This is a genomic window from Serratia sp. CoH_134_PS_4 (genome assembly GCF_058190535.1).
The window spans coordinates 170,885-182,845 of record NZ_JBXWKI010000003.1 but is presented as its reverse complement, the minus strand read 5'-3'; the positions used below and the strand labels follow the sequence as shown (position 1 = coordinate 182,845).

The following is an 11,961-nucleotide window of genomic DNA, read 5'->3' as shown; positions in this document are numbered from 1 at the left end:
ACATCTAGCATTTGGGTGTCCTATAGGAACTTACTTATAGTCGCCAAAACAGAGCAATTTACGCCGTTCAGGTTAACATAGTTAGTTAACTCGACGGCCGGAGATCGTTACGGAGTGCGTCATTCTAGCCGTAGCGTCCGCCTTTGTCTTTAAGATTCAGGAGAGTGCATGGAGTTCAGTGTAAAAAGCGGTAGCCCGGAAAAACAGCGCAGTGCCTGTATTGTAGTCGGCGTTTTCGAACCGCGCCGCTTGTCCCCTATCGCAGAACAACTCGACAAAATCAGTGATGGTTATATCAGCGCTTTGCTGCGCCGTGGCGAACTGGAAGGTAAAGTCGGGCAGACGTTACTGCTGCACCATGTACCTAACATTCTCTCCGAACGCATCCTGTTGATTGGCTGTGGCAAAGAGCGCGAGCTCGATGAACGCCAATACAAACAGGTGATTCAAAAAACCATCAATACCCTTAACGATACCGGCTCCATGGAAGCGGTCTGCTTCCTGACCGAGCTGCACGTGAAAGGCCGTAACACTTACTGGAAGGTGCGTCAGGCGGTAGAAACCGCTAAAGAAACGCTCTACACCTTCGATCAGCTGAAAAGCAACAAAGTGGAGCCACGTCGTCCACTGCGTAAAATGGTGTTCAACGTGCCGACCCGTCGTGAACTCACCAGCGGTGAACGTGCGATCCAGCACGGTCTGGCGGTGTCTTCCGGCATCAAAGCCGCGAAAGATCTCGGCAATATGCCGCCGAACATCTGTAACGCCGGTTATCTGGCTTCGCAGGCTCGCCAACTGGCGGACGCGTTCAGCACCAACATCACCACCCGCGTCATCGGCGAACAGCAGATGAAAGAGCTGGGGATGAACGCCTATCTGGCGGTTGGCGCAGGTTCGCGCAACGAGTCATTGATGTCGGTGATGGAATATAAGGGCAATCCGAACCCGGACGCTAAGCCGATCGTGCTGGTGGGTAAAGGGTTGACCTTCGATGCCGGCGGCATCTCGATCAAACCTGCCGATGGCATGGACGAGATGAAGTACGACATGTGTGGCGCAGCCACCGTGTACGGCGTGATGCGTGTGGTGGCGGAACTGAACCTGCCGCTGAACGTGATCGGCGTGTTGGCCGGCTGTGAAAACATGCCGGGCGGCAGCGCTTATCGTCCGGGCGACGTGCTGACCACCATGTCCGGCCAGACCGTCGAGGTGCTGAACACCGACGCCGAAGGCCGCCTGGTGCTGTGCGACACCCTGACCTACGTCGAGCGTTTCGACCCAGAGCTGGTGATTGACGTTGCCACCCTGACCGGTGCCTGCGTGATCGCGCTGGGCCACCACATCACGGGCCTGATGTCGAACCATAACCCGCTGGCGCACGAACTGATCGGCGCGTCCGAACAGGCCGGCGACCGCGCGTGGCGCTTGCCGATGTCCGACGAGTACTACGAGCAACTGGACTCCAACTTTGCCGATATGGCGAACATTGGTGGCCGTCCGGGCGGGGCTATCACCGCAGCCTGCTTCCTGTCGCGCTTTACCCGCAAGTACAGCTGGGCGCACCTGGATATCGCCGGCACCGCATGGCGTTCCGGCAAGGCCAAAGGGGCTACCGGTCGTCCGGTCGCGCTGCTGTCACAGTTCTTACTCAACCGTGCAGGCCTGAACGGCGACGATTAAAATACCCTTCATCTTTCAAGCCGCAGCGTTGTTGGCTGCGTTTGTTCCCCCCAGTCACTGACTGTATGTCAGTTCCTGAGGATGAACGAACTTGCCGCCTGGCTGCAACTTGAAACCTATTGGGTATATAATCACGGTAACAAAGCGAAGGGCGCACAAGTTGCGCCCCTAATTTTTTCTAACGGCAATGAACTCATGAGCAAGCAGGCGACGTTTTATTTACTCGAACACGCGGAACCCGCAGGTGCGCTCAGCGCGCATGAGGCCGTGGCCTGCGCCGTTGCCGCTGAACGTTGGCGCTCCGGCAAGCGGGTGTTGATCGCCTGCGAAAGCCAGGAACAAGCCCAACGGTTGGACGAAGCGCTGTGGCAGCGCGATCCGCACCAATTTGTGCCACACAATCTGGCCGGTGAAGGCCCGCACTACGGTGCGCCGGTCGAGCTATGCTGGCCCGGTAAACGCGGTAACTCGCCGCGCGATCTGCTGATCGCCCTGCTGCCGCAGTTTGCAGATTTTGCTACTGCTTTCCATGAAGTGGTAGACTTCGTCCCTTACGAAGACACCCTGAAACAGTTGGCGCGCGACCGATATAAAGCTTATCGCAGCGTCGGCTTCCATTTGACCACGGCCACGCCGCCAACTCACTGAACAACGATATAAAATGGAAAAGACAAACAGTCATCTCGATACCGCATACGACCCGAAAGAGATCGAACAGAAGCTGTACGATCACTGGGAAAACCAGGGTTACTTCAAGCCAAATGGTGATACCAGCCAGGAAAGCTTCTGCATCATGATCCCGCCGCCGAACGTCACCGGCAGCCTGCACATGGGCCACGCATTCCAGCAGACCATCATGGACACCATGATCCGCTACCAACGCATGCAGGGTAAAAACACCCTGTGGCAGGCAGGTACCGACCATGCCGGTATCGCCACCCAGATGGTGGTTGAGCGCAAGATCGCCGCAGAAGAAAACAAAACTCGCCATGACTATGGCCGCGACGCGTTCATCGACAAAATCTGGCAGTGGAAAGCAGAATCCGGCGGCACCATTACCCGTCAGATGCGTCGTCTGGGCAACTCCGTGGACTGGGAACGCGAGCGCTTCACCATGGACGAAGGCCTGTCCAACGCCGTTCGCGAAGTGTTTGTTCGCCTGCACAAAGAAGATCTGATCTACCGTGGCAAACGCCTGGTGAACTGGGATCCGAAACTGCGCACCGCCATCTCCGATCTGGAAGTGGAAAACCGCGAATCCAAAGGCTCCATGTGGCACCTGCGCTACCCGCTGGCCGACGGCGCCAAAACCGCCGAAGGTAAAGATTACCTGGTGGTCGCCACCACCCGTCCGGAAACCGTGCTCGGTGATACCGGCGTGGCCGTAAACCCGGAAGATCCGCGCTACAAAGATTTGATCGGCAAAGAGGTTATTCTGCCGCTGGTTGGCCGCCGCATCCGCATCGTCGGTGACGAACATGCCGATATGGAAAAAGGCACCGGCTGCGTGAAGATCACCCCGGCGCATGACTTTAACGACTACGAAGTCGGTAAGCGTCACGGCCTGACAATGATCAACATCCTGACTTTCGACGGCGATATCCGTCAGGAAGCAGAAGTGTTTAATACCCTCGGCGAAATCTGCACCGATTACTGCAACGAAATCCCGGCCCAGTTCCGTGGCCTGGAGCGCTTCGCTGCGCGTAAAGCCGTGGTAGCCGCCTTTGAAGAGCTTGGTTTACTGGATGAGATCAAACCGCACGACCTGACGGTGCCTTACGGCGACCGCGGCGGCGTGGTGATCGAACCCATGCTGACCGACCAATGGTACGTGCGTACCGCCCCGCTGGCGAAAGTCGCGGTTGAAGCGGTTGAGCAAGGCGAGATCCAGTTCGTGCCTAAGCAATACGAAAACATGTACTTCAGCTGGATGCGCGACATTCAGGACTGGTGTATCTCTCGTCAGCTGTGGTGGGGTCACCGTATCCCAGCCTGGTACGACGTGAACGGCAAAGTCTACGTTGGCCGCAGCGAAGAAGAAGTGCGCAGCGAGAACAACCTGGGCCCTGACGTGGTGCTGAACCAGGACGAAGACGTGCTGGACACCTGGTTCTCTTCCGGCCTGTGGACCTTCTCCACCCTGGGCTGGCCAGAGCAAACCGACGCGCTGAAAACCTTCCACCCAACCAGCGTGATGGTCAGCGGCTTCGACATCATCTTCTTCTGGATTGCGCGCATGATCATGCTGACCATGCACTTCATGAAGGACGAAAACGGCAAGCCGCAGGTTCCGTTCAAGACGGTCTACATGACCGGCCTGATCCGCGACGACGAAGGGCAGAAAATGTCCAAGTCGAAAGGTAACGTGATCGACCCGCTGGACATGGTTGACGGTATCTCGCTGGAAGACCTGCTGGAAAAACGTACCGGTAACATGATGCAGCCGCAGCTGGCGGAAAAAATCCGTAAGCGCACTGAAAAGCAGTTCCCGAACGGGATCGAACCGCACGGCACTGACGCCCTGCGCTTCACCCTGGCGGCACTGGCTTCAACCGGCCGTGACATTAACTGGGACATGAAGCGCCTGGAAGGCTACCGCAACTTCTGTAACAAGCTGTGGAACGCCAGCCGCTTTGTGCTGATGAACGCAGAAGGCCAAGACTGTGGTTTCAACGGTGGCGAGAAAGTGCTGTCGCTGGCGGACCGCTGGATCCTGGCCGAATTCAACCGCACGGTGAAGGCATACCGCGAAGCGCTGGACACTTACCGCTTCGACCTGGCCGCCAACATCCTGTACGAATTCACCTGGAACCAGTTCTGTGACTGGTACCTGGAGCTGACCAAACCGGTTGTCAGCAACGGCAGCGAAGCGGAACAACGCGGCACCCGCCACACGCTGATCACCGTGCTGGAAGCCCTGTTGCGCCTGGCACACCCGGTGATCCCGTTCATTACCGAAACCATCTGGCAGCGCGTGAAGACCCTGACCGGCGAAACAGCAGACACCATCATGCTGCAACCCTTCCCAGAGTACGACGCCGCGTTGGAAGACGCACAGGCGTTGAACGACCTGGAGTGGATCAAGCAGGCGATCACCGCGGTACGTAATATCCGTGCCGAGATGAACATTGCGCCGAGTAAAATGCTGGACGTGCTGCTGCGCAACTGCAACGCCGACGCGCAGCGCCGCGTGCAGGAAAACCAGAGCTTTATCGAGCGCCTGGCGCGTCTGTCGTCTATCACTCTGCTGCCTGCCGGTGACAAAGGTCCGTTATCCGTCACCAAGTTGGTTGACGGTGCCGAGCTGTTGATTCCAATGGCGGGCTTTATCGATAAAGACGCCGAGATTGCGCGTCTGTCGAAAGAGATGGGCAAGCTGGATGCAGAAATCGCGTCAATCGAAGGCAAGCTGTCTAATGAAGGCTTTGTGGCACGTGCGCCAGAAGCCGTCGTCGCCAAAGAACGCGAACGTCTGGCCGCCTGCAAAGAAGGCAAAGTGAAGCTGCAGGAACAGCAGGCGACTATCGCCGCGCTGTAATCTGTCGGTTCGCTGCAACAGCTGAAAACAGCGGGGATTTCCCCGCTGTTTTTTTATCGCCATTGCATCCGGCCCGCTTAAGATGTTATTACAAGTTTTACCCTATAGCTTTCAAGTTGCAGCTAGGCGCCCAGCTCGCTCATCCCCAGGCGCTTACTCGAGTAAGTAACTGGGGTGAGCGAGTGCAGGTAACAACGCTGCAACTTGAAAGATGACGGGTATATTAATGCTGCATGGACGCCGCTGGAAAATAACCCCAGCGCGTTTTGTGTTGCGATAAAAACGAATGTGGTTCCCTTTAATGGCGAGTGTAAACATGACAACAGCAACCCCAGTACGTCTTCTGGTGCGCCCAATAACGGCTGACGACAATGCCGCTATTGCTAATGTCATTCGCGAAGTCTCCGCCGAGCACGGTCTGACAGCGGACAAAGGCTATACCGTTTCCGATCCCAATCTGGACGTCTTATATCAGCTCTACAGCCTGCCACGCAGCGCGTATTGGGTGATAGAAGTCGATGGCCGGATTGCCGGCGGCGGCGGTGTTGCGCCACTGCAAGGCGGTGAAGACGATATTTGCGAATTACAGAAAATGTATTTCCTGCCGCTGTTACGCGGCCAGGGCCTGGCAAAACGCCTGGCGCTGCAAGCACTGGAGTTCGCCCGTCAACAGGGCTTCCGCTGTTGTTATTTAGAAACCACCGCCAGCCTGACGCAGGCCATTGGCCTGTACGAGCATCTGGGCTTTGAGCACATTGACCACGCCATGGGCACGACCGGTCACGTCGACTGCGAAGTCACCATGCTGAAGACGCTATAGTGTTGCTTCTGCGCCCGTGGTAATCACGGGCGCAGCATGCAGCGCCCCTACTGGGCTCCCACCCTCTGCGTCTTCCTGCCCTTCACTGCCACTTCAATACGGCTGAGTACCACACTCGTCAGGTACGACACCACAATCAACAACAGCAAAATCAGCGGCGTATAGCGCGGCGCAAAAATCAGCTTTTGGGCGAAGTAATAGCAGTAGAAGCTGTGGGTCAGCCACATGTACATCGAATGCTTGCCCAGCTCGCCCACGACCCGGTTCACCGTGCTGCCCAGGCCGTCTGTGGTGTTCATCAGCGCGATAATAAACAATGGCGTCACCAACAGCAGCCCTGGATTATGGGCAACGATAAACACCGCCACCGTCACCATCAGCAGGATCAGCGGATGGGTGCGGCTCAGGGTGAAAACCAGCTTCGCCAGCCACGAGTTCGCCGGCATCTGCTTGCTGCGGCCAAACACCATGCCAAAGCCGAAAGGCAACAGCCAGGTACAATATTCGATTAACACCTCCGGTGCCCAGGCGACATATTGCAGCCCCTTGCCGCACACCGCCGCCAGTACCAGCAGCCCCAATAGCGGGTAGGTATTTAGCCGCGACAACAGCGGCAGAGAAAGCACATACAAAACGTAAAGTTTGAAGAACCACCACTCGCTGTTATACGTGGATTTTAAGCCAATCAGGTTTTCGAAAAACAGCGACAGTGAGTGGGAATATCTTTCGCCAGGAAAGAAAAAAAGGCCAATCGGCACAAAGATAAAAAACACTATCCAGTAGCTGATATATAAGTTTTTCAGCTTTCCCCAACTATATTTAAACGTGACTTCTTTTTTAAGCGAGAATCCGTAACCGGATAAAAACAGGAACATCGACACGCAAATCTTACCGAACAGGCCAAGATACATCTCAATGTCGACACTGTTAACAATATGATAGACGGGGATATCCGGGCTAATTCGGAGAGGGTAGGCAAACAAGTGATGGACCAACATCAAAATGATGGCAATCCCTTTTAAATAATTAGACTTATTAATCGAAATGTCCATATTTCTTAATATCTTATCCAACCATAGAGTGATTCATCATATAGCAGCATTTTTGCGCTGGCATCCTCTTTCCTAATCGGATAAGTCTCATATTTAATATTCCGTTTAGAAACAATGCACCGAATATTTATAACAGCGTATTTTTTCCCACGCGCATCGCGTTATCCGGTAAACCAACAAAATTATTAATATAAGTAATTTATTTATTACCCATATAAATCAGTAAGATGATTAATGTTAAAAACATTTTATGTGATATTCATTAACAAATTAACGATTGCAAATTGACCTGCCGCCCGCTTGCGCTACTCTGCCAGAACAGGCTAATGCCGCAATCGCACAGGGAGCAGTCATGTCGGAAAACGCTTTTGATTACATCATTGTCGGCGCTGGTTCTGCCGGCTGCGTACTGGCAGCACAGTTAATCCGCCGTACTCAAGCGCGGGTGCTACTGCTGGAGGCCGGTGGCGACGACAATAATTTATTCATCAAGATGCCGGCTGGCGTCGCGAAGATTATCGCCAAAAAGAGCTGGCCGTATGAGACCGAACCGGAGCCACATGCCAACAACCGGCGTATGCAAATCGCCCAGGGCAAAGTGTTGGGCGGCAGCAGTTCGGTCAACGGCATGATCTACATCCGCGGTCAGCGGCAAGATTATGACGAATGGGTCGAACACTACGGCTGCGTTGGCTGGGGATACCAAGACGTATTGCCCTACTTTAAACGCGCCGAGGCCAACGAAAGCCTGTCCGATGCCTATCACGGGGGCGGAGGGCTGCTGCCGGTCAGCGAGAACCGCTACCGTCACCCGCTCAGCATGGCGTTTATCCGCGCGGGCCAAGAGCTGGACCTGCCCTATCGCAACGATTTCAACGGCGACAGCCAGCACGGCGTCGGCTTCTACCAAACCACCACCCACAACGGCGAACGCGCCAGCACAGCACGTACCTACTTGAAAGCGGTACGCAACGAGCAACGCTTGGTCGTGAAGCTCAATGCGCTGGTACACCGCGTGGTGTTCGACAACAACGTCGCCACCGGGGTGGTGTATAGCCAAAATGGCGGCGCAGAAGTCACCGCGCATGCGACGAAAGAAGTGATCCTCAGCGCTGGCGCAGTCGGATCGCCGAAGATCCTGATGCTGTCCGGCATTGGGCCACGCGAACATCTGCAGCAGTTGGGCATCGAACCGCGCGCGGATCTGCCGGTGGGCAAGAACTTCCACGATCACCTGCACATGTCGATCAACGTCAGTACCCGCGACCCCATCAGCCTGTACGGCGCCGATCGCGGCCTGCAAGCGTTGCGCCACGGCACCGAATGGCTGGCCTTCCGCAGCGGCGTCCTGAGCTCCAACGTGCTGGAAGGCGCAGCCTTCACCGACAGCCAGGGCGACGGCCGACCGGACGTGCAGATCCACTTTTTGCCGATGCTCGACAGCTGGGACGACGTGCCCGGCGAGCCGCTGCCCAATATCCACGGCTTCACGCTGAAAGTCGGCTACCTGCAACCCAAAGCACGCGGCGAAGTTCTGCTGCGCAGCCGCGACCCGCGCGATCCGGTGAAGCTGCATGCCAACTACCTCGGGCACCCGGAAGACCTGGCCGGCAGCGTGCGCGCAGTGAAATTTGGCCTGAGTTTCCTGCAAACGGCAGCCCTCAAGCCGCTGATCAAAGATCTGCTGATGCCGCAGCCGGCGTGGTTGAACGACGAAAGACAGTTGGAAGAGTTTGTGCGCAACTTCTGCAAAACGGTGTACCACCCGGTGGGCAGCTGCCGCATGGGGCAATCCCCGCAGGATTCGGTAACTGATTTACACCTGCGGGTACATGGTTTTGAACGACTGCGCGTGATCGACTGTTCGGTAATGCCGCAGGTGACCAGCGGCAATACCAATGCACCGACCATTATGTTGGCAGAAAAAGCGGTGGATTTACTGCTGGGCGCACCGGAATAAAAACCCATCACGGCGGCCCGGTTATCAGGCGATGGCCGGTACGCCGCTGTGGAAACGGAATTCGCTGTCCGGCGTTTGGATCAGCTCGGCTTCAATACGGCCAAAGTGAGCAACCCGTTCACTGATATCGCCACCGGCAATTTGCTCGGCCAACGTCAGGTAATCCTGATAGTGGCGCGCCTCGGAGCGCAGCAGCGAAACATAGAAGCGGTTTAATTCGTCGTCCAGATGCGGTGCCAGCCGGGCAAAACGCTCGCAGGAACGCGCTTCGATATATGCACCACAAATCAGTTTGTCGATCAGCGTAGCAGGATCGTGGGTCCGGATCTCACGGATCATGCCTTTGGCATAGCGGCTGGCGGTGATCTTCTTGTACGGGATCTGCCGCGCCAGCATGATCTCCAACACCTGTGAGAAGTGGTGTAACTCTTCTTTGATCAACAACACCATCTTGTCCGCCAGATCCTGGCCATAGGCCGATCCGTTTTTTGGCAGGATCTTACGGGTGAAGTTATTCTGCTGGAACAAGGCTTCCGGCACGCCCTGCGCCTCATGCAGAAACGCCTCATAAGGCCTGAGCAATGCCAACAGCGCGTCGCCGCTCTCCTTGTCAGCCACGTAGCGGCGGATCAACCACATGCCGGTCTGCGCCGCTTTCAGCTCACACACCATATGGTCAGTCAGCAGCAGCGGCAGGTTTTCCGGGCGGCGTGCGGCATCAATCCAGGCGTCCGGGGTTTCGCAATGCAGGAAGTGTAAAATGGGGGCTAACAGGGATTGGTATTTCATAGGCTTCAACGAAGAAAGAGGGGCTGGCACATACCGGCCCCCAGAGCAGAATTGATTAGTGGCGTTTACCGTCGTCGTCTTCGTCGATGAAGTCACCTTCTTCTTCGTCGTCGTCGCCTTCTTCGCCGTTGGGATCTTCAAAGTAGGTGCCCCAACCGTCGTAGTTAACGCCGCAACGTGCTGCCAGCGCCACCAGTTGTTCTACCTGAGTGTCGATCAGTTCGGCGTTCAGGCCGATTTCGCTGATCACGTCACAGCACATCACCAGGGTACCGTCTTCCACTTCCAGCTCTTCGGCGTCGGTCACTTCGTAGCCCAGTTTGAAGGCTTCGACAGCGGCTTTCTCCAGCACTTCAAACTTTTCAGCAGAAAGGTGGTGTTCGATAGTGTAGAGCGCCTCTGGATCACTGCCGTCTTCCAGCAGTTCTTCGATGATCAGGCGGGTCTCTTCACGTTGTTCTTCTAGCTGTTCGCGGTTTGCCATGCCTATATCCTCAAGTCAAATGGCCTGTATTCCTTCTATTTTCACACACCGCTGGCATTGCTTCCACGATAAACGTGAAAGATTTCTATCTCGGGGTTGAAATTGAATATTCATACATATAAATTGAATTTAAATTCAATTTAAGCGATAAGGATATACGGCAATGAGTAGCATAAACCCGTTCTACAAACGTCACTTCCTGAGGTTAATGGATTTCACCCCGGCGGAACTGCAGATGCTGTTGCAGCTGTCGGCCGACTTGAAGCAGGCCAAAAAGCAAGGCAAGGAAACTCGCCACTTGCAGGGTAAAAACATCGCGCTCATCTTCGAAAAAGACTCGACCCGCACACGATGCTCTTTCGAAGTTGCCGCTTTCGATCAGGGCGCTCAGGTCACCTATCTCGGCCCCAGCGGCAGCCAGATCGGCCACAAAGAATCGATGAAAGACACCGCCCGCGTGCTGGGCCGCATGTACGACGGTATTCAATACCGCGGTTACGGTCAGCACCTGGTGGAAACCCTGGCGAATCATGCCGGCGTACCGGTGTGGAACGGGCTGACCAATGAGTTCCACCCCACTCAGCTATTGGCGGATCTGCTCACGGTGCAAGAACACCTGCCGGGCAAATCACTCAATGAGGTGAAGTTCGCCTACCTGGGCGATACCCGCAACAATATGGGCAATACCCTGCTGGAAGCTGCAGCATTGGCGGGCATGGATCTGCGCCTGGTGGCACCAAAGGCCTGTTGGCCACAGGCCGACCTGGTGGCAGAGTGCCAGGCGTTAGCGCAAAAGACCGGTGCCAAGATCACCCTGACTGAAGACATCGCCGAAGGGGTTAAAGACGCGGATTTCCTTTATACCGACGTATGGGTGTCGATGGGTGAGCCGAAAGAAACCTGGCAGGAACGTATCGCACTGCTCAAGCCGTATCAGGTCAACATGGCGATGGTGAAACTGACCGGCAACCCGCACGTCAAATTCCTGCACTGTCTGCCGGCATTTCACGACGACCAAACCACCCTCGGCAAACAGATGGCAGAACAATACGGGCTGCACGGCGGCATGGAAGTCACCGATGAAGTCTTCGAATCAGCGCACAGCGTGGTGTTCGATCAGGCCGAGAACCGTCTGCACACCATCAAAGCGGTGATGGTCGCCACCTTAAGCGAAACGTTTTAACCATTACCCTCATCAGTGGGGTGGCTTTCTCGTCACCCCACGCCCAACCGATTAACTATTCCGCCCTCTCTGGGGGTATCGCAGATTTTTATGCACCTGACGTACATAATATCGCCCTCATTAAGCCAATGCCCTCCACTAATGCTTTGTTTATTCTCTTGGAATAAAATAGAAGCCACCCGCATCACAAAATAAAAAACCATCCTCTTTTACCGACAGGAATAAAAATTCAAAATAATGTGCCCGCATCAGAATATTAATAACCTGAAAATGCATAACTACGCCAGTCGGAAGATAAAATTCAATAATTACAACATATTAAGCAAGTCGCCTCTAAGGCACCCTGACTTCCCCATGGATAATTAACGCGACAAATGGGTATTAATGCATTTTGGTAAATGAAATTTCCAATAAAACAATGACGTTAATCAATTGATAATCCTTTTCATTCACTT

General features: G+C 55.0%; 9 protein-coding genes. 6 read left to right on the top strand and 3 right to left on the bottom strand.

All coding sequences use genetic code 11. The annotated features are described in order from the left end of the window. The first annotated feature begins 168 nt into the window (after positions 1–168). The 4 genes from pepA to AC2FCQ_RS07825 all read left to right on the top strand — a co-directional run bounded on the left by pepA (position 169) and on the right by AC2FCQ_RS07825 (position 6,038). Positions 169–1,680: a leucyl aminopeptidase gene (gene pepA, locus AC2FCQ_RS07840; protein ID WP_037424420.1), complete on the top strand. Its 1,512-nt coding sequence runs from the start codon at positions 169–171 to the stop codon at positions 1,678–1,680. Between the two features lie 195 nt (positions 1,681–1,875). Next, positions 1,876–2,328 (top strand): DNA polymerase III subunit chi, encoded by a 453-nt coding sequence (locus AC2FCQ_RS07835; protein ID WP_209635274.1) that lies wholly within the window; start codon positions 1,876–1,878, stop codon positions 2,326–2,328. Between the two features lie 13 nt (positions 2,329–2,341). Next, positions 2,342–5,218 (top strand): valine--tRNA ligase, encoded by a 2,877-nt coding sequence (locus AC2FCQ_RS07830; RefSeq protein WP_265556197.1) that lies wholly within the window; start codon positions 2,342–2,344, stop codon positions 5,216–5,218. A gap of 316 nt (positions 5,219–5,534) precedes the next feature. Further along, positions 5,535–6,038: a GNAT family N-acetyltransferase gene (locus tag AC2FCQ_RS07825; protein ID WP_265556199.1), complete on the top strand. Its 504-nt coding sequence runs from the start codon at positions 5,535–5,537 to the stop codon at positions 6,036–6,038. A gap of 47 nt (positions 6,039–6,085) precedes the next feature. Here the strand turns inward: AC2FCQ_RS07825 and AC2FCQ_RS07820 are convergent, their stop codons facing one another. Then, on the bottom strand, positions 6,086–7,090 hold the full coding sequence (locus AC2FCQ_RS07820) for an acyltransferase family protein (protein ID WP_490307990.1): 1,005 nt from the start codon (positions 7,088–7,090) through the stop codon (positions 6,086–6,088). A 352-nt stretch (positions 7,091–7,442) separates the two neighbouring features. Here AC2FCQ_RS07820 and AC2FCQ_RS07815 point away from each other — a divergent pair, with 352 nt between their 5' ends. Next, a complete protein-coding gene (locus tag AC2FCQ_RS07815; protein ID WP_490307989.1) occupies positions 7,443–9,050 on the top strand; it encodes a GMC family oxidoreductase in 1,608 nt (535 codons plus the stop codon). A gap of 24 nt (positions 9,051–9,074) precedes the next feature. Here AC2FCQ_RS07815 and miaE read toward each other — a convergent pair whose 3' ends face one another. After that, a complete protein-coding gene (gene miaE / locus AC2FCQ_RS07810) occupies positions 9,075–9,839 on the bottom strand; it encodes a tRNA isopentenyl-2-thiomethyl-A-37 hydroxylase MiaE (protein ID WP_209634507.1) in 765 nt (254 codons plus the stop codon). 55 nt (positions 9,840–9,894) lie between these two features. Further along, positions 9,895–10,323, bottom strand: coding sequence for a ribonuclease E inhibitor RraB (gene rraB / locus AC2FCQ_RS07805; protein ID WP_209634505.1), 429 nt, complete (start codon positions 10,321–10,323; stop codon positions 9,895–9,897). Between the two features lie 163 nt (positions 10,324–10,486). On the opposite strand from rraB, the gene argF reads away from it, so the two are divergent. Further along, positions 10,487–11,506 carry an ornithine carbamoyltransferase gene (gene argF, locus AC2FCQ_RS07800; RefSeq protein WP_209634503.1) on the top strand — a complete coding sequence of 340 codons (1,020 nt, stop codon included), beginning with the start codon at positions 10,487–10,489 and terminating at the stop codon, positions 11,504–11,506. Positions 11,507–11,961 lie beyond the last annotated feature (455 nt).

Bases quoted from the DNA above. Each gene is read 5' to 3' on its own strand.
- pepA (WP_037424420.1), top strand. From the start codon at position 169: ATGGAGTTCAGTGTAAAAAGCGGTAGCCCGGAAAAACAGCGCAGTGCC.
- AC2FCQ_RS07835 (WP_209635274.1), top strand. From the start codon at position 1,876: ATGAGCAAGCAGGCGACGTTTTATTTACTCGAACACGCGGAACCCGCA.
- AC2FCQ_RS07830 (WP_265556197.1), top strand. From the start codon at position 2,342: ATGGAAAAGACAAACAGTCATCTCGATACCGCATACGACCCGAAAGAG.
- AC2FCQ_RS07825 (WP_265556199.1), top strand. From the start codon at position 5,535: ATGACAACAGCAACCCCAGTACGTCTTCTGGTGCGCCCAATAACGGCT.
- AC2FCQ_RS07820 (WP_490307990.1), bottom strand. From the start codon at position 7,090: ATGGACATTTCGATTAATAAGTCTAATTATTTAAAAGGGATTGCCATC.
- AC2FCQ_RS07815 (WP_490307989.1), top strand. From the start codon at position 7,443: ATGTCGGAAAACGCTTTTGATTACATCATTGTCGGCGCTGGTTCTGCC.
- miaE (WP_209634507.1), bottom strand. From the start codon at position 9,839: ATGAAATACCAATCCCTGTTAGCCCCCATTTTACACTTCCTGCATTGC.
- rraB (WP_209634505.1), bottom strand. From the start codon at position 10,323: ATGGCAAACCGCGAACAGCTAGAAGAACAACGTGAAGAGACCCGCCTG.
- argF (WP_209634503.1), top strand. From the start codon at position 10,487: ATGAGTAGCATAAACCCGTTCTACAAACGTCACTTCCTGAGGTTAATG.